We start from the raw sequence: 17,907 nt of genomic DNA on the forward strand, positions 1-17,907 counted from the left end.
AACATCCGATCAGGATTTCGAGAATGCATTGCCCAGGGCAAACACCGAGTTAGGCGCATTGATACGGATGGGTTTGGCCACCGGCGCGGTAAAGATGGCTTTCTTCACCATCGGTGTGTTTTCCACCACGACGCCCTTGGCCAGCTGATCGTCCACCAGTTTTTGCAGGGTCACAGAATCCAGAAACTCGACCATGCGGCTGTTCAGCGAGGCCCACAACTCGTGTGTCATGCAACGGCCGGCGTCGCCGAGACAGTTTTCCTTGCCACCACACTGGGTGGAGTCAATTGGCTCGTCCACCGAGACAATGATATCGGCCACGGTGATGTCAGCGGCTTTGCGGCCCAGCGTATAACCGCCGCCAGGGCCACGGGTCGACTCGACCAGCTCATGGCGACGCAGTTTGCCGAACAACTGTTCCAGATAGGACAGGGAAATTTGCTGGCGCTGGCTGATAGCCGCCAGAGTGACGGGACCATTGTTCTGACGCAAAGCCAGGTCGATCATTGCTGTGACCGCAAAGCGGCCTTTGGTAGTGAGGCGCATTTTCAAGCTCCTTATGAAGTTGGCTTGACTATCGTTTGGCTCACCCTGTAGAGCTTATGGCTTACAAGGAACTTTTTCTCCACCCACCCCGGCCAATCGGCCTACTCGGCGACGGGGTCTTTTTTGTCACACGGTTGTTCTTGACTGTTTTCGTCAAGTATAACACAGGTGACTCTCCGAGTCGGTCGGCGCCCTGGCCTGAGACACATGGCCTCAGGCCAGCCTTGGCTCCCAGCTGGCTCCCGAAGCCGGGTTCGACCCGTTTCGCGGCGATCCGTTCCCCGACCCGCCCGCTCAGGGGCCTTAAAGCGGCACATTGTCTATGCCCGGGGCACCAAAAGCCTGGGCTTTGAGCACATGCAACTGGTCGCGGACTTTGGCAGCTTTTTCAAATTCCAGGTTTTTCGCGTGTTCGATCATCAGTTTTTCCAGGCGTTTGATCTCTTTGGCGATGTCTTTTTCGCTCATGTCCTCGACCAGGGCTTTCTGGATTTCGAGTTTTTCGGCCTCTTTGCCTGATTTTTCGCTGTAAACGCCGTCGATCAGGTCTTTGATGCGTTTGACGATGCTGCGCGGTGTGATGCCGTGTTCGAGGTTGAAGGCGATCTGCTTGTTGCGGCGGCGTTCGGTTTCGTCCATCGCCTTTTTCATCGAGTCGGTGATGCGGTCAGCGTACAAAATCGCCCGGCCATTAAGATTTCGGGCCGACCGGCCTATGGTCTGGATCAGGCTGCGCTCGGAGCGCAAAAAGCCCTCCTTGTCGGCATCCAGAATCGCAACCAGGCTGACCTCGGGAATGTCCAGGCCTTCACGCAGCAAGTTGATGCCAACCAGCACGTCAAACGTACCCAGCCGCAGATCGCGCAGGATTTCCACCCGCTCCACCGTGTCCACGTCGCTATGTAAATAACGCACCTTGACCCCGTTGTCCGTCAGGTAGTCGGTCAGTTGCTCGGCCATACGTTTGGTCAGGGTGGTGATCAACACACGTTCGTTTTTGTCGACGCGGATGCGGATTTCCTGCAACACATCGTCCACCTGGTGCGTCGCCGGCCGGACTTCGACTTCCGGATCGACCAGGCCGGTGGGGCGTACCACCTGCTCGACCACCTTGCCGGCATGTTCTTTCTCGTAGGCGGCCGGCGTGGCCGACACAAACACCGCCTGGCGCATCTTGGTTTCAAACTCCTCGAACTTCAACGGCCGGTTGTCCAGCGCGCTGGGCAGGCGAAAGCCGTATTCAACCAGGGTGGTCTTGCGCGCGCGGTCACCGTTGTACATGGCGTTGAGCTGGCCAATCATGACGTGGCTTTCGTCCAGGAACATCAGCGCGTCCTTGGGCAGGTAGTCACACAAGGTCGAGGGTGCCGAGCCGGGCGGCGCGCCGCTGAGGTGGCGCGTGTAGTTCTCGATGCCTTTGCAATGGCCGATTTCGCTGAGCATTTCCAGGTCAAACCGGGTGCGCTGCTCAATCCGCTGGGCTTCGACCAGCTTGCCTTCGCTGATGAACTGCTTGACACGTTCGGACAACTCGATCTTGATGGTTTCCACGGCGGCCATGACCTTGTCGCGCGGCGTGACGTAGTGGCTTTTCGGGTAAACCACAAAACGCGGCACTTTCTGGCGTATCCGGCCGGTCAGCGGGTCAAACAGTTGTAAGGACTCGATTTCATCGTCAAACAACTCGATGCGGATCGCCAGTTCCGAGTGTTCGGCCGGAAACACGTCGATCACGTCGCCGCGCACACGAAAGGTGCCGCGCGAAAAATCCTGGTCGTTGCGCGCGTATTGCATACGGATCAGGCGCGAGATCACGTCGCGCTGGTTCATCTTGTCGCCGGAACGCGCGATAAATCGCATCTGCGTGTAATCTTCCGGCGCCCCTATGCCGTAAATCGCGCTAACGGTAGCGACGATGATGGTGTCGCGCCGCTCCAGCACACTTTTGGTGGCCGACAAACGCATTTGTTCGATGTGTTCGTTGATCGCCGAGTCTTTTTCAATGAACAGGTCGCGCTGCGGCACATAGGCCTCGGGCTGGTAATAGTCGTAATAACTGACGAAATATTCCACCGCGTTTTTCGGGAAAAACTCGCGAAACTCGCTGTACAACTGTGCGGCCAGGGTTTTGTTGGGCGCAAAAACAATCGCCGGCCGGCCCATGCGGGCAATCACATTGGCCATGGTGAAGGTTTTGCCCGAGCCGGTCACACCCAGCAGGGTCTGAAAGACCTCACCGTCGTTGATGCCGTCCACCAGTTGTTCAATCGCCACCGGCTGGTCGCCCGCCGGCGGGTAAGGCATGAATAGCTCGAAGGGCGAGTCGGGAAAGGTGGCAAACGTGCCCACAGGGGGGGAATTGGGTGAATCAAACGTATCAGTAATGACGTCCACAGCTTCTGGCATAAAAACCTCTGTCCAGCCCCGCTAAAATTACGGGCAACCGAGCAGCATACGACTTTTTTACTTTTTAAGGATCTCCATGTCTTTGTTCACTGCAGTCGAAATGGCCCCCCGCGACCCTATCCTGGGCCTGAACGAACAATTCAATGCCGACACCAACCCGGCCAAGGTCAATCTGGGCGTGGGCGTCTATTACGACGACAAGGGCAAACTGCCCCTGCTGAAATGTGTGCAGACCGCCGAAAAAGCCATGATGGAAAGCCCCAAACCGCGCGGCTACCTGCCCATGGACGGCGTGGCCGCTTATGACTCGGCCGTCAAGGCCCTGGTGTTTGGCGCCGACAGCGAGCCGGTCAAAAGCGGACGTATCGCCACCGCCCAGGGCATAGGCGGCACCGGCGGCCTGAAAATTGGCGCCGACTTCCTGAAAAAGCTCAGCCCCAACGCCAAAGTCCTGATCAGCGACCCCAGCTGGGAAAACCACCGCGCCCTGTTCGCCCAGGCCGGCTTTTTGGTGGAAAGTTACCCCTATTACGACGCGGCCAAACGCGGCATCAATTTCGAGGGCATGCTGGCCGCCCTGAATGCCGCCGCCGAAGGAACCATCGTGGTGTTGCACGCCTGCTGCCACAACCCGACCGGCTACGACATCACCAGCGCCCAATGGGAGCAGGTGATCGCCGCCGTCAAGGCCCGCAAACTCACGGCTTTCCTCGACATGGCCTACCAGGGTTTTGGCCACGGCATCCAGGAAGACGGCGCCGTGATCGGCAAGTTTGTGGCCGCTGGCCTGAACTTTTTTGTCTCGACCTCGTTTTCCAAAAGCTTCAGCCTCTATGGCGAACGTGTCGGTGCCTTGTCGGTCCTGTGCGAAAGCAAGGACGAAGCGGACCGCGTCTTGTCGCAAATGAAGGTGGTGATTCGCACCAACTACAGCAACCCGCAGATCCACGGTGCCACCGTGGTTGCCAACGTGCTGAACGACCCGGCCCTGCGCGCCCAGTGGGAAGAAGAACTGGCCGAAATGCGTGTGCGTATCAAGGCCATGCGCCAGAAGCTGGTCGACGGCCTGAAAGCCGCCGGCGTGAAGGAAGACATGAGCTTCATCACCACCCAGATCGGCATGTTCAGCTACTCCGGCCTGACCAAAGACCAGATGGTGCGCCTGCGCAATGAATTCGGCGTCTACGGCACCGACACCGGCCGCATGTGTGTGGCCGCGCTGAACAGCCAGAACATAGACCACGTCTGCGCGTCTATCGCCAAGGTGCTGTAAAGCCCTTATGGACGTATTGCAGCAGCGTTTTGTGCAGGACGCCCTGCATAACGACTGCAACCGCGTCCTGCTGGAGCGCCTGGCCGAGCTGGATCTGCCGAACGCCTGGCTGGTCGGCGGCTGCCTGTTCCAGACCGTATGGAACCGGCTGTCCGGCCGGCCGCCGCAAGCGGGCATCCGCGACTACGACATCTTCTATTTTGACCCGGACGATTTGTCCGAAGCTGGCGAGCTGGCCATCAACCAGCGCGCGTTGACCTGTTTTGCCGGCCTGGGCGCGCAGCTGGAGCTCAAAAACCAGGCGCGGGTGCACACCTGGTACCCGACTTATTTCGGCCGGCCCTGCCCGCCGCTGCAAAGCGCCTGCGAAGGCATAGACCGCTTTCTGGTTGGCAGCACCAGCGTGGGTATGCGCCAGCAAGGCGGCCAAGCCACCGTGTACGCCCCTTATGGCCTGGACGACCTGTACCAGGGCATTCTGCGTGCCAACCCCGCCGTCGATCACGGCCCTTTGTACGAGAAGAAAGTGCGGGACTACCAGGCGCGCTGGAACTGGCTACGCATGCCGGATCTGGCCAATACCGCGCCTTCAGCCTCCGATTTTGCATGAAAAGTGCCTATAGCCCTTATAGGTCGGGCGCAAGCAGCTACTGAATCTATAGCGAAAGCTAGTCCGCCAGCGCGGCAACAGGGTCGTAGAAAAAGCGTTCTTCCACGATTTTTTCGCCCTGCCAGCGCTGATGCGCCAGTTCATCGATACGCATGGTTTTGCCGGAGAGCCGCGTGAATTCGAAGACCCAGTGGATCACCACCAGGTCGCCATCAACCAGACAGGACTCGACCGGCAAGGTGCGCATGGCGCTGCAGGCAGCCATCACGGCGCGTTCGTAGGCCAGCAGCGTTTCCCGGCCGCGGCGCGGCGGCTGGCTGTTTTCCTGCATGCTGGCGTCAGGCGCGTAAAACTGCTCGATGGCTTCAAGATAGTGGCCCTGCTCCACCAGCGCGATGAAGTCCTGAACAGTTTGACGGCTTGGCATGTGCTTGTCTCCTGGGGTGCGCGACGCGTGAGGATCAGGTTCAGCCCCAGACCACGGATCGCATGGAAATCGAGCCGCCCTGGAAATTGGTGTTGAAAAAACGCGGTGGCTCTTTCGCATCCACCGCACCCGCCGCATACAGCAGCGGCAGGAAATGTTCGTGGGTCGGGTGCGCCATTTTGGCCAGCGACCCCAGTTTCTGGAAGTTTTGCAGGCTGTCCAGGTTGCCCTGCTGCAGATAGCCGCCCATGGTCTGGTCAAACTCCAGCGCCCAGTCGTAAGCCTGGTTGCCGGTGGCGCCGCGCTGCATCTGGCGCAGGTTGTGCACGATGTTGCCGCTGCCCAGAATCAACACGCCGCGCTCGCGCAAGGCCTTGAGCTGTTTGGCCAGGGCGTAGTGTTCGTCAGGCGCGCGGCCGTAGTCCATGCTGAGCTGGATCACCGGGATGTCCGCGCCGGAAAACATGGGCTTGAGCACCGACCAGGTGCCGTGGTCCAGCCCCCACTCGCCCACATCCAGACCCAAAGGCGCGGAAGCACGCTGGCGCACCAGGTGGCCGATGGCCCGTGCGGCCACGGGATGACCCGGCGCCGGGTACTGCTGGTCAAATAACTCCTGCGGGAAGCCGCCAAAGTCATGGATGGTTTTGGGCTTGTCCATGGCGGTCAACCACCAGCCCTCGGTCAGCCAATGCGCGGAAATACACAAAATCAGCTGCGGCACCGGGTATTTGTTGCCGAACTCGGCGCCCAGCGCCTGCCAGCTGCGCCGGTATTCGTTGTCGCCAATCGCATTCATGGGGCTGCCGTGGCCCACAAACATCACCGGCATGCGCTCGGTCTTTTTCAGGGAAGTCAGCAGGTCTTGCGCGGATGCGCCGGCGATCTCGGTCATAAACAGTCCATTCGGTACAAGCAGGCTGCCGACGGCAGCTTTTGTGAAATATCGGCGTTGCATGGTAAGTCTTTATCAGTATTTTCTCAAAAAGCAACAAAAAGAGGGGGCGCCGTGCCAGCCGGTGAAATCGTGACAAACCGCACGGATGGCCAGGACTGCGCCGTATTGGTGTTTGCCCTCCAAAAAACAATAAGCACACCTGCTATTATTTGTTGCACCGCAACATATCCCGTTGCATAAAAGGTTTTTGCCATGCTTTACCAAGTCTATGAAACCCAGCGTTCGCTGATGGAGCCGTTTGTCGACTTTGCCCAGGCCGCGGCAAAAATCTACAGCAGCCCGTCCTCGCCTTTTGGTCAGAACCCATTCGCCCAGCGCATGGCGGCTGGTTATAACCTGATTTACCGCCTCGGCAAAGACTACGAAAAACCCGCTTTTGGCATCACCACGATAGAAGCGGACGGCGCCAACATCGCCATCCACGAACGGGTGGAACTCGACAAACCTTTTTGCGAGCTGCGCCGCTTCAAGCGTTTCACCGATGACCCGGCCACCTTGACCCAACTCAAGGGCCAGCCCGCCGTGCTGATTGTCGCGCCCTTGTCCGGCCACTACGCCACCTTGCTGCGCGACACGGTGAAAACCATGCTGAAAGACCACAAGGTCTACATCACCGACTGGAAAAACGCCCGCACCGTGCCGCTGTCCGAAGGTGCGTTCCACCTCGACGACTACGTCAACTACGTGCAGGAGTTTATTGCCCACCTGCAGGGTATTTACGGCAACTGTCACGTCATCAGTGTCTGCCAGCCCACCGTGCCGGTGCTGGCGGCCATCTCGCTGATGGCCAGCCGCGGCGAAACCACGCCGCTGTCCATGACCATGATGGGCGGGCCGATTGACGCGCGCAAGTCGCCCACGGCCGTCAACAACCTGGCGACCAACAAAAGCTTCGAATGGTTTGAGAACAACGTGATTTACCGCGTGCCGGGCAACTTCCCCGGCGCCGGGCGCCGCGTTTACCCCGGCTTTTTGCAACACACCGGTTTTGTCGCGATGAACCCGGACCGCCACGCCACCAGCCACTTCGACTACTTCGAGAACCTGCTCAAAGGCGACGACGCCAGCACCGAAGCCCATGTCAAGTTTTACGACGAATACAACGCCGTGCTGGACATGGACGCGGACTACTACCTGGACACCATCAAAACCGTGTTCCAGGAGTTCAAGCTGGTGCACGGCACCTGGGATGTGCGCTCTGTCGACGGCCAGCTGGAACGCGTGCGCCCGGAAGACATCACGACCACGGCCCATTTCACGGTCGAAGGTGAACTCGACGACATCTCCGGCTCCGGCCAGACCGAAGCCGCTCACGACCTTTGCTACAACATCCCCAAGGCCAAACAAAAACACCTGGAAGTCCCGGGTGCAGGCCACTACGGCATCTTCAGCGGCCGCCGCTGGCGCGACGTGGTGTACCCGCAGGTCAAGGCCTTTATTCTTGAGAATAACCAGGCTGCAGCCCCTGCCAGCCGTGCGCAGACAGCTCCCAAAAAGAGAGCATCCAAAGCGGCCGACAAAACCTGATGCTGCGCCCTGCTTATATGATGGCCCCGTGAACCTGCTCGCCGAAAGAATCAACGCCGTCCTGCCGCAAACCCAGTGCACCCGCTGCGGCTACCCAGACTGCGCGGCCTATGCCGAGGCAATTGCCGCCGGTCAGGCCGAGATCAACCAGTGCCCACCCGGTGGCGCTGAAGGCATCACCCGTCTGGCGGCTATCACCGGTCGACCGGTCACCGCCCTGAATTCCGAAAACGGCATCGAAGGCCCACGCCAGCTCGCCGTCATCGACGAAGCCTGGTGTATAGGCTGCACCTTGTGCCTGGACGCCTGCCCGACCGACGCGATTGTCGGCAGCAACAAACTCATGCACACCGTGATCGAGCCCTATTGCACCGGCTGTGAACTCTGCATTCCAGTCTGCCCGGTCGATTGCATCAGCCTGGAAAATGTCACCGGCGAGCACACCGGCTGGGCCGCCTGGTCAGAGCCTGATGCCGCGCTGGCCCGCAAACGCTACGAAATTCATAGCTTACGACGCTCGACCAGCAAGGACGAGAACGCTAAAAGGCTTGAAGACAAGGCGCAAGCCAAACTCGCCGACCTGCCGGCCCACACCCAGCACATCGATCCAGTCGTGATCGACAAAAAGCGCGCCGTGATCGAAGCCGCCCTGGCCCGCGCGCGCGCCAAGCGCGATCCCGGTACAAGCGGCGGTTAGACGGCTAAGCAGCCAGCCTGCGCTCAACCCAGCGCATCGTTGAGCGAATCCCGAAATTCGGCCAGGCTGGCGGCGCTGTCGATCTCGCGCGGCAAGGCATCACGGATAGAAAACACCCCCAGGATCTGACCGGCCGAAGAAACAATCGGCAAATGCCGGAAGCCACGCTCCAGCAGGATCAGGACGGCGTCAGACACCGTCATCTCGGGCGGGACACATTGCGGGTGATGCGTCATCACCTCGGACACCGGCGTCTTCGCGGCATCCAGAGCCTTGGCCAGCACGCGGGTCATCAGGTCGCGCTCCGTGAGGATGCCCTGCATGACGCCTGCCGTATCGATGATCAGCACGCTGCCGCAGTTGGCCCGGGTCATGACACAGGCCGCCTCCCAAACGTTGGCCTGCGGCGGCAGGCTGACGACATGCCGATGCGGGATGGATTGAAACACGGTACGTTCGGCCATGGTTGGTTGCCCTCCTGTCGAGAGAAAACTCAGCGCAGGGACTGGTTGACCTTGTCCAGGGCCTGCGCACCCGGGCACAGCGAGGCGGCGTCCAACCTGTTCAGCGGCGTCTCGCTGGTGTTCAGCGCCACATGCAGATCGGTCGCCAGCGGGTCCAGGTAGAGCAGCCCGGTGACCACCTCGCCGCGAGCCTGGTGCGCATTCATGTAGCTCAGGGCCGCATAACGGTCGGTCGGATCGTAGTCCTCCCGCAGCTTGCGAAACCGCAGGCTGGAGCCGTCGTGCTGCACCACCTCGACCACCTCGCCCGGTGCGTAGCTGGCGGTGATCTCGTCACGCGCGCTGATGAAATCGATGCGGCTGACCGCCTCGTTGTGTTCGCGTACATAGTCGTAGCTCTTGGTGCTGCCGGCATGGTTGTTGAAGGCCACACAAGGGCTGACGACATCAATAAATGCCGCACCACCGTGCGCGATGGCCCCCTTGATCAAGGGCACCAGTTGCGCCTTGTCGCCGGAAAAGCCGCGCGCCACATAGCTGGCGCCCAGTTGCAGCGCCAGCGCCACCAGGTCCAGCGGGTTATCGCTGTTGACCACCCCTTTCTTGCTTTTTGAACCCTGGTCCGCCGTGGCCGAGAACTGCCCCTTGGTCAGACCGTAGACGCCGTTGTTTTCGACGATGTACACCATGTTGACGCCGCGCCGCATCGCATGGGCAAACTGGCCCAGGCCAATCGACGCCGAATCACCATCCCCCGACACGCCGAGGTACAACAGCTCGCGGTTGGCCAGGTTAGCGCCGGTCAGCACCGAAGGCATGCGGCCGTGCACGGTGTTGAAGCCATGGGATGCGCCTAGAAAATAATCCGGCGTCTTGGAGCTGCAGCCTATGCCCGAAAGTTTGGCGACACGGTGCGGCTCGATATCCAGCTCCCAGCAGGCCTGAATGATGGCGGCCGAGATCGAGTCGTGGCCGCAGCCCGCGCACAGCGTGGAGATTTTCCCTTCGTAGTCGCGCCGGGTGTAGCCGACCTTGTTGGCGGTCAGCGAGGGGTGATGCAGCCGCGGTTTCGCCAGGTAAGTCATGATGCGCTCGCTTTCGACATTTTCTGCGGGCTCACCCCATCGGGTTGCAGATGTTGTGAGATAGCCCGGGTGATAAAACGCGCGGTGATGGGCGTACCGTCGTAATGCAGTACCCGTACCAGCCGCGCCGGATCAACATCCAGCTCGTTGACCAACAGGCAGTGCATTTGTGCATCGCGGTTTTGCTCGACCACAAACACTTCATCGTGTTCGGCCAGAAACTGCACAACGCTGGCCGGAAACGGAAAGGCCCGCAACCGCATGGCGTCCAGGTGGATGCCGGCTTCGGTCAGCACCTCCAGCGCCTCATGCATGGCCGGGCTGGTGGAGCCGAAATAAATAACGCCCAGCCGGGTCTTGCGCGCGGCGGGGCGCAGCACCGGCTGCGGCACCAAGGTGGCAGCGGTCTCGAATTTTTTCAGCAGCCGCTGCACGTTGTAGATGTAGTCCGGACCGCGTTCGGAATACTGCGCATAAGCATTACGCGTGGTGCCGCGCGTGAAATAACTGCCCTTGGTCGGATGTGTGCCGGGCAAGGTGCGCCAGGGAATGCCGTCACCATCGACGTCCTTGTAACGGCCGAAGTCCTTGCCGGCTTCCAGCTCCTCGGCCGTCATGACCTTGCCGCGGTCATAGCTGCGGCTGTCGTCCCAGTTGAAGGGCTCACACAGGCGCTGGTTCATGCCGATGTCAAGATCGCTCATCACAAACACAGGGGTTTGCAGCCGGTCCGCCAGATCCAGCGCGGCGGCCGCATGTTCAAAACATTCGTGTGGGTCTTCGGGCAGCAGCAACACGTGTTTGGTATCGCCATGCGAGGCATACGCGCAGGAGATCAGGTCGGCTTGCTGGGTACGCGTCGGCATCCCGGTGGAAGGCCCGCCGCGCTGCACATTGATGATGGTGACCGGTATCTCGGCAAAATAGGCCAGTCCCAAGAACTCCGTCATCAGCGACACACCGGGGCCCGAGGTGGTGGTGAAGGCGCGCGCGCCATTCCAGCCAGCGCCGACCACCATGCCTATGGAGGCGATTTCGTCTTCGGCCTGCACGATGGCGTAGTTGTGCTGGCCGGTCGCGGGATCGACCCGGTATTTGGCGCAATAGGACTGAAAGGCTTCCGCCACCGACGAGGACGGTGTGATCGGGTACCAGGCCGCCACGGTGGCGCCGCCATACACACAGCCCAGCGCCGCCGCGCTGTTGCCATCGACAAAAATCTTGTGGCCGACCTTGTCGCTACGCTGCACACGAATGCCCAGCGGCGCCTGCAGGTGTTCGCTGGCGAAGTCGCGCCCCAGGTGCAAGGCCTGCACGTTGGAAGCCAGCAACTTCTCTTTGCCCTTGTACTGCTCGGCAAACAGCTTTTCCAGCACCTCGGCCTCGATCTGAAGCAGCACCGACAGCGCACCCACGTAAATGATGTTTTTGAACAGCTGGCGCTGGCGCGGGTCTGAATACACCGCATTGGAAATCTCCGTCAGCGGCATGCCGATGACATGAATGTCCTTGCGAAACTTCTCTGGCGGCAAGGGCCGCGTACTGTCGTAAAACAGGTAACCACCGGGCTCCAGTTCGGCCAGGTCGGCATCCCAGGTTTGCGGGTTCATGGCCACCATCATGTCGATGCCGCCGCGCCGCCCCTGGTAACCCTTGTCGCAAACACGCGCCTCGTACCAGGTCGGCAGGCCCTGGATGTTGCTGGGAAAAATATTGCGCGGGCTGACCGGCACCCCCATGCGCAAAATAGCCTTGGCAAACAACTCATTGGCCGAGGCCGAGCCCGAGCCATTGACGTTGGCAAACTTGATGACAAAGTCGTTGACGGCTTCTATGCGTTTCATGCGGTAAACCCTCCTGCGCGAGCTACCGGCTTGCTCGCATCCCGGCAAGCCGGCCCGGCCTGCGTGGTCAGCAGCAAAAACTTCTGCATGTCCCAGGCGCCGGTCGGGCAGCGCTCGGCGCACAGACCGCAATGCAGGCAAACATCTTCGTCCTTGACCATGACACGCCCGGTCTTGAGTTCGCCCGACACATACAGGTCTTGCGCCAGGTTCAGCGCCGGTGCCTTCAGGTGGGTGCGCAAGTCGGCCTCGTCGCCGTTGTCGGTAAAACTGATGCAGTCCATCGGGCAGATGTCGACGCAGGCGTCGCACTCGATACAGGCTGGCGCGGTGAACACCGTCTGCACATCACAGTTCAGGCAGCGCCCGGCTTCCTTGAAGGCCGTGGCGGCGTCAAAACCCAGTTCCACCTCCACACGGATATTCGCCAGCGCCACCTCGGCCTTGGCCCAGGGCACCTTGAAACGCGCGTCGTTCGAGGTGTCGTTGTCATAACTCCACTCATGGATGCCCATCTTGGTGGACATCAAGTTGGTCATGGGGTCTGGCCGCTGGCGGATGTCTTCGCCATTCAGGAAACGGTCTATCGACACCGCCGCCTCATGCCCGTGTGCCACCGCCGTGATGATATTTTTTGGCCCCAGCGCTGCGTCCCCGCCGAAAAACACCTTGTTCACTGTGGACTGGAAGGTCTCTTTGCCCAGCACCGGTAAGCCGTGTTGATCGAAGCTGATGCCGCTATCACGCTCTATCCAGGGAAAGGCATTTTCCTGGCCCACGGCAATCAGCACGGCATCGCACTCGACCAGCACATCCGGCTCGCCGGTAGAAACCAAGCTGCGTTTGCCTTCTGCGTCATAAACCGCCTTGACCACTTCGAAGCTCATGCCGGTCAGTTGACCGTTGCTGTGCTCAAACGATTTGGGCACATGGAAGTTGATGATGGGAATACCCTCGTGCTGGGCGTCTTCCTTTTCCCAGGGCGAGGCCTTCATTTCGTCGAAGCCACTGCGCACGATCACTTTCACATCGCTACCGCCCAGGCGCCGGGCCGAGCGGCAGCAGTCCATCGCGGTATTGCCGCCACCGAGCACAATCACCCGTTTGCCGATGCTCGTGATGTGGCCAAAGGACACGGAGGCCAGCCAGTCGATGCCGATGTGGATGTTGTAAGTGATGTCCCGGCGGCCGGGCAGCACCAGGTCACGCCCGCGTGGTGCGCCGCAACCTACAAACACCGCGTCGTATCCCCCATCGGTTTGGTCTTCCAGCAGACCCTTCATCGATTCGATGCGCTGGCCGCTTTTAAAAGTCACGCCCAGGTCCAGGATGTAACCGGTTTCTTCGTCAATCACCGATTCCGGCAGGCGAAAGCGCGGGATTTGTGTGCGGATAAAACCGCCGGCCTTGGCCTCGCCATCAAACACCGTGACCTCGTAACCCAGGGGCGCCAGGTCACGCGCCACCGTCAACGAGGCCGGTCCGGCGCCTATACAGGCAATGCGTTTTCCATTCATGGGCGACAGCTTGGGCATGCGTTTGCTGACGTCGTCCTTCATGTCGGCGGCCACACGTTTGAGCCGGCAAATCGCCACCGGCTCGGGCTGTTCATCACTGCCCTCCTCGACCCGACTGCGCCGGCACGCTGGCTCGCACGGCCGGTCGCAGGTGCGGCCCAGAATGCCGGGGAAAACATTGGAGACCCAGTTGACCATGTAGGCATCGCTGTAGCGACCCTGACCAATCAGCCGTATGTATTCGGGAACCGGCGTGTGGGCCGGACAGGCCCACTGGCAATCGACGACCTTGTGGAAATACGAGAGCTTGGCTACGTTGGTTGGCTGCAAGTGCGTCTCCTTGCCTCCTGCGGCGACACAACAAGGGCCAGGAGGCCTGACCAGTTTACGCCTCGCCGGCCGAAAACCGCTCTCGGGTGAATCCCTCAGTTCTTGGCCCAGACGAGGCCGCGTGCCACACCGCCAGCAGGAATACCCAACCGGCGCTGGGACGTCCAAACGCCCACCGCCTACCTCCAAAATGGCCCTGCTGCAATGTGTATGCTACCGATGGAAACCCACGCGCGATTTGATAAGCTTGCTTAGTAATTCAACCCCCTTGATCCCACCATGCATGCTTCCCAGGAACCTGCCACCGCCACCGGGCCGGTGCGCCGCTTTATCACCCCCGGCCATGTGCCACAAGCCCAGAGTCTGGGCGAGTTGCGCGAAAAAATAGACAGCCTCGATGAACAAATCGTGGCGCTGCTGGCCCAGCGCGCGCTGTGCGTGCGTGACGCCACACGTTTCAAACTGGACGCGTTCCAGGTTTCCGCGCCCGAACGCCAGGCCGCCGTGTTTGCACGGGTGCGGGCACTGGCCGCGCCGCACGAGTCCGGCTTTCCGGGACTGCCCGACATCGTCGAATCCGCCTATCGCACCCTCGTCGCCGGTTTTATTGCCGGCGAAGGACGTTTCTTTCACGACACCGAATTGATCCAGCCATGATGAACTTCAAAAAACACCCCGCCTTTTCCCTGCTCAAAGGCTGCGCCGCGCTGGCGCTGGCCTGTGCAAGCGCGACTGTCCTGGCCCAGTCGGCCGGCTGGCCGAACAAAACCATCAAGCTCATCGTGCCTTACGGCGCCGGCTCGTCCCCCGACGTCATTGCACGCATCGTGAGCGAAAAGCTCGGCCCCCGCCTGGGCCAGCCCGTGATCATTGAAAACCGCGCCGGTGGCGGCGGCAACAACGGCACCGGTGTGGTGGCCAAGTCAGCCGGTGACGGATACACCTTTCTGATCAGCACCAACGGCCCGCTGGTCTACAACACCGTGCTCTACAGCAAGCTGTCCTACGACCCATTCACCGAGCTGCGGCCGGTGGTGCTGGCCGGCGGCCAGGCGAATGTCTGCGCCGTGCGCGCCGACTCGGGCATCCACACTTTGCAGGACCTGGTCGCGGCGATGAAAAAAAATCCCGGCAAGTTCAACTTCTCCTCCACCGGCGTCGGTAGCCTGTCGCAACTGGGCGTCGAGTTGCTCAAGGTCAAGACCGACACCTACGCCGTGCATATTCCCTACGCTTCGTCGCCGCTGGCCATTCTGGCCATTTTGCAGGGTGACGTGCAGTTCGCCTGCGTGCCGGCCGTGGCCGTGATCCCGCAGGTCAAGGCCGGCAAGCTGCGCACCCTGGCCGTCTCCACCGCCAAACGCAGCCAGCTCACGCCCGACATCCCGACCATGAAGGAAGCCGGTCTGCCCGAGATCGAAAACCTGGCCTGGATGGCCGTGATGGCGCCGGCCACCACGCCAACCGAGATCGTGCAGCGCATGAACCAGGAAATCAACGCCGTACTGGCCATGCCCGAGGTGCGCGAAAAATTACATGCCCAGTACATGGAGCCGATTGGTGGCACGGTGGAGTCGCTGCAAAAATTCATGCAGCAGGAATTACGCGTGATGACCCCCATCATCAAACGCACTGGCGTCACCATCGACTGATGCTCAGCCTGCAAACCAGCCGGCGCCCCGCCACCCAGGGCGAGGCCGAACAGGCGCTGGCGCAACTCGACAAACAGGCGGGCGCCTATTTCGGCTGTGACGCCGGTATCGCCGGTCTGCACCCGCTGCAAGCCACGCTGCTGGACCGGCCCGCGTTGTCCCTGCGTTTGTATGGTGACGGCTTGGCCATCCAGGCGCACTCGGCGCTGGGACAAACGCTGCTGGACCGTCCCGAACTGTCTGACTGGGCCAAGACCGCCAGCCGCGGCCAGGGCCAGCACCCGATACACAGCCTGCGCGCCTTCATGGCCGCTTTTGCGCCGGCACCCGAGGTCATCCTGCTGGGCGCCCTGCCTTTTAACGCCCACCGCCTGGCCGCGGCTGAGCCGCAGTCAGATGATGAATCCCTGGGCCTGCTGTTTTTTGCAGAGGCTTATTGGCAACGTGACGCGGACGGCAGCTGGCAACGTATTGAGCTGACGTTGCCGAATCTTGCTGCCGCAACTCCGCCGGTCGTGACGCCGGCGCTCCGCCCCATCAGCAAAACCGAGCCACAAGACGATTACCCGCCCGGCGCTTATGCCGACATGGTGGCCCGCGCGCTGGTGCACCTGCGGGAGCAGCCGCTGGTGTCGCTGACCCTGAGCCAAAGTTACCGGCGCCGCGTGTCCCCCAGCCTGTCACCGGCGCAGGCTTTTGCCCGGCTGCGCCAGGCCAATCCGGCGCCGGCCGCATTTTTCCTCAATGACGGCGACGGTCAATGCCTGTTCGGCGCATCCCCCGACCTGCAACTGGTGCTGCGCCAGCGTGTTGTCGAGGCCTTGCCAGTCTGCGGCACCGTGGCACGCGGTCCAGGCCCTGTGGGCGAGGCCGAATCGTTTCGTGAACTGGTCAACGAAGACGTGGATGCGGCCTCGCTGGCGGTGTGTACTGACGCGCTGCGCAACGACCTGGCACCGCTGTGCGAGCCCGGCTCACTGCGCCTGCTGGACCGGCGCCGGCCCATGTCGCTGTCTACCGTGGTGCATACGGTGGACCGTTTCAGTGGCCGTCTGCGTGAAGGCGCGGACGCCTGGGATGCGATTGTGGCGACCGCCGCACCGGTGATGGTCACGGGCACGCCGCGCCGCCATGCGCTGGCCGCGATTGCGCAACTGGAAGCGAGTCCGCGCGGCTGGTATGGCGGACTCATGGTGCGTGTGAGCGCCGATGGCGACGCGCTGGCCGGCACCATCCTGCGCGCGGCCGCCATCCGTGACGGCCTGGCCGAAGTCCGTACCGGCGGCGACCTGATGGCCGACTCCACACCGGCGCGCGAAGAACAGGAATCGCGGCTCAAAGCCATCTCCTTGTGGCGCGCCCTGGGCATAGAGGCGGCAGCGCAGGCTGCATCCAGCGCAGTCGCCGCCCTCAAGCTGCCGGCCCGCGTCGCCCTGCACGATGCGGGCGATCCCTTTCCCGCCGCGGTGCGGGAAACCCTTCAAGGCCTGGGCCTGGTGATTGATGCGGCGGCGGAGGTCGACGTGCTCATGGGCGCGGATGCTGCGGCATGCCGGCGTTTGCTGACGGCCAAGCCGCGGCGACCCTTGCTGGCCATCGGTGATGCCGCCCTGCGTGTACTGGAACAAGCCGGCTTCGCCGTGACGGCCATCGCGCCAGAACATGGCCGCATCATGCGTGCCACGATGACATCCGAGGCGCTGGCGTCTGGCGAACACAGTTTCATCACGGCGCGTTATGCCAGCCTGGCGCTGGCGGATCACGCGGCCTTGTTGCCGGGCTGGAGCGTGTGGGCCCATGATGAACAACAACGGCCCGTGCTGCTGGCGCATACACAAGACCGTGTGGTCTGCCTGTTGTTCAGACCGGACTCACTGATGTCTAGTGCGGCAGCGCTGCAAAGCTTGCGTGCTGCCCTGGCCTGGGCGGCCAACGGCATCTGATACGGACTCGCAATCAAAGCGATAACCGCGTTGCTTCGCCTTGCCGTGCCAAAGCACTGTCTGCGGCTTCGCGCCTTGTTCTCCCTTTGATTGCAAATCCGTATGAGGCCGCCGCCCGGCCCGAGGGGGCCATGGCTCAGTGCGGCGCGCCCTGCAGGCGGTCAAAAGCAGCCACCACCTCGGCGGGCGCTTGCACCAGTTCGATCAGCACCCCTTCCCCGGCGATGGGAAATTCCTCATTCGCCTTGGGGTGCAAAAAGCAGATATCGAAACCTGCAGCGCCTTGGCGTATGCCGCCTGGGGCAAAACGCACGCCCTGAGCCGTCAGCCATTCCACCGCTTTGGGCAAATCGTCGATCCACAAACCGACGTGGTTCAGCGGTGTGGTGTGCACCGCCGGCTTCTTGTCCGGGTCCAGCGGCTGCATCAGGTCAACTTCAACCTTGAACGGACCACTGCCGATGGCGCAGATGTCTTCGTCGACGTTCTCGCGCTCACTGCGGAAGGTACCTGTCACTTCCAGGCCCAGCATCCCGACCCAGAGTTTTTGCAGACGTTTTTTATCCGCGCCGCCTATGGCGATTTGCTGGATACCCAGCACTTTGAATGGCCGATTTTTATTCACAAG

Annotated in this window: 16 protein-coding genes; 7 read left to right on the plus strand and 9 right to left on the minus strand. The window is 61.4% G+C overall.

Translation table 11 applies throughout. The features are described 5' to 3' along the window. Nucleotides 1-9: 9 nt before the first annotated feature. Entirely contained in the window at nucleotides 10-546 is a 537-nt protein-coding gene (gene iscR / locus R6254_RS04940; protein ID WP_318404875.1) for a Fe-S cluster assembly transcriptional regulator IscR, read from the minus strand. Nucleotides 547-849: 303 nt separating this feature from the next. Next, the gene (uvrB, locus tag R6254_RS04945) at nucleotides 850-2,952 is read right to left on the minus strand and encodes an excinuclease ABC subunit UvrB (protein ID WP_318404877.1); all 2,103 of its coding nucleotides are present in this window, start codon (nucleotides 2,950-2,952) and stop codon (nucleotides 850-852) included. A gap of 76 nt (nucleotides 2,953-3,028) precedes the next feature. Here uvrB and R6254_RS04950 point away from each other — a divergent pair, with 76 nt between their 5' ends. After that, nucleotides 3,029-4,225 carry an amino acid aminotransferase gene (locus R6254_RS04950; protein WP_318404879.1) on the plus strand — a complete coding sequence of 399 codons (1,197 nt, stop codon included), beginning with the start codon at nucleotides 3,029-3,031 and terminating at the stop codon, nucleotides 4,223-4,225. Nucleotides 4,226-4,232: 7 nt separating this feature from the next. Beyond that, nucleotides 4,233-4,835: a nucleotidyltransferase family protein gene (locus R6254_RS04955; protein WP_318404881.1), complete on the plus strand. Its 603-nt coding sequence runs from the start codon at nucleotides 4,233-4,235 to the stop codon at nucleotides 4,833-4,835. Between the two features lie 58 nt (nucleotides 4,836-4,893). On the opposite strand, the gene R6254_RS04960 is transcribed toward R6254_RS04955, so the two are convergent. Together R6254_RS04960 and ygiD are read right to left on the minus strand one after the other, a co-directional pair. Next, a complete protein-coding gene (locus R6254_RS04960) occupies nucleotides 4,894-5,262 on the minus strand; it encodes a nuclear transport factor 2 family protein (RefSeq protein ID WP_318404883.1) in 369 nt (122 codons plus the stop codon). 40 nt (nucleotides 5,263-5,302) lie between these two features. Beyond that, entirely contained in the window at nucleotides 5,303-6,157 is an 855-nt protein-coding gene (ygiD, locus tag R6254_RS04965; protein ID WP_318404884.1) for a 4,5-DOPA-extradiol-dioxygenase, read from the minus strand. A gap of 255 nt (nucleotides 6,158-6,412) precedes the next feature. Between ygiD and R6254_RS04970 the strand changes: the two genes are divergently transcribed. After that, nucleotides 6,413-7,747 carry a polyhydroxyalkanoate depolymerase gene (locus tag R6254_RS04970; protein ID WP_318404885.1) on the plus strand — a complete coding sequence of 445 codons (1,335 nt, stop codon included), beginning with the start codon at nucleotides 6,413-6,415 and terminating at the stop codon, nucleotides 7,745-7,747. A 28-nt stretch (nucleotides 7,748-7,775) separates the two neighbouring features. Continuing rightward, a complete protein-coding gene (rsxB, locus tag R6254_RS04975; RefSeq protein ID WP_318404887.1) occupies nucleotides 7,776-8,444 on the plus strand; it encodes an electron transport complex subunit RsxB in 669 nt (222 codons plus the stop codon). Between the two features lie 23 nt (nucleotides 8,445-8,467). Here the strand turns inward: rsxB and R6254_RS04980 are convergent, their stop codons facing one another. The 4 genes from R6254_RS04980 to R6254_RS04995 are packed head-to-tail and all read right to left on the minus strand — an operon-like array spanning nucleotide 8,468 to nucleotide 13,684. Next, the gene (locus tag R6254_RS04980; RefSeq protein ID WP_318404889.1) at nucleotides 8,468-8,908 is read right to left on the minus strand and encodes a CBS domain-containing protein; all 441 of its coding nucleotides are present in this window, start codon (nucleotides 8,906-8,908) and stop codon (nucleotides 8,468-8,470) included. A gap of 29 nt (nucleotides 8,909-8,937) precedes the next feature. Beyond that, complete coding sequence (locus tag R6254_RS04985) at nucleotides 8,938-9,993, minus strand: 2-oxoacid:ferredoxin oxidoreductase subunit beta (protein WP_318404891.1); 1,056 nt, start codon at nucleotides 9,991-9,993, stop codon at nucleotides 8,938-8,940. Further along, nucleotides 9,990-11,837 carry a 2-oxoacid:acceptor oxidoreductase subunit alpha gene (locus R6254_RS04990; RefSeq protein ID WP_318404893.1) on the minus strand — a complete coding sequence of 616 codons (1,848 nt, stop codon included), beginning with the start codon at nucleotides 11,835-11,837 and terminating at the stop codon, nucleotides 9,990-9,992. Before R6254_RS04990 ends, R6254_RS04985 begins: the two co-directional genes overlap by 4 nt. Further along, entirely contained in the window at nucleotides 11,834-13,684 is a 1,851-nt protein-coding gene (locus R6254_RS04995) for an FAD-dependent oxidoreductase (protein ID WP_318404895.1), read from the minus strand. The genes R6254_RS04990 and R6254_RS04995 overlap by 4 nt, the downstream gene beginning before the upstream one ends. A gap of 279 nt (nucleotides 13,685-13,963) precedes the next feature. On the opposite strand from R6254_RS04995, the gene R6254_RS05000 reads away from it, so the two are divergent. Genes R6254_RS05000 through R6254_RS05010 form a run of 3 tightly spaced genes read left to right on the plus strand, consistent with a single transcriptional unit; the run spans nucleotide 13,964 to nucleotide 17,279 of the window. Next, nucleotides 13,964-14,341 (plus strand): chorismate mutase, encoded by a 378-nt coding sequence (locus tag R6254_RS05000; protein WP_318404897.1) that lies wholly within the window; start codon nucleotides 13,964-13,966, stop codon nucleotides 14,339-14,341. After that, a complete protein-coding gene (locus R6254_RS05005; protein WP_318404898.1) occupies nucleotides 14,338-15,336 on the plus strand; it encodes a Bug family tripartite tricarboxylate transporter substrate binding protein in 999 nt (332 codons plus the stop codon). Before R6254_RS05000 ends, R6254_RS05005 begins: the two co-directional genes overlap by 4 nt. Continuing rightward, on the plus strand, nucleotides 15,336-17,279 hold the full coding sequence (locus tag R6254_RS05010) for a chorismate-binding protein (protein WP_318404899.1): 1,944 nt from the start codon (nucleotides 15,336-15,338) through the stop codon (nucleotides 17,277-17,279). The genes R6254_RS05005 and R6254_RS05010 overlap by 1 nt, the downstream gene beginning before the upstream one ends. A gap of 136 nt (nucleotides 17,280-17,415) precedes the next feature. Here the strand turns inward: R6254_RS05010 and R6254_RS05015 are convergent, their stop codons facing one another. After that, nucleotides 17,416-17,904: a VOC family protein gene (locus R6254_RS05015; RefSeq protein WP_318404900.1), complete on the minus strand. Its 489-nt coding sequence runs from the start codon at nucleotides 17,902-17,904 to the stop codon at nucleotides 17,416-17,418. Nucleotides 17,905-17,907: the final 3 nt, after the last annotated feature.

The sequence above is a fragment of the Polaromonas potterensis genome (assembly GCF_033446725.1).
Classification (GTDB): domain Bacteria; phylum Pseudomonadota; class Gammaproteobacteria; order Burkholderiales; family Burkholderiaceae_C; genus Polaromonas.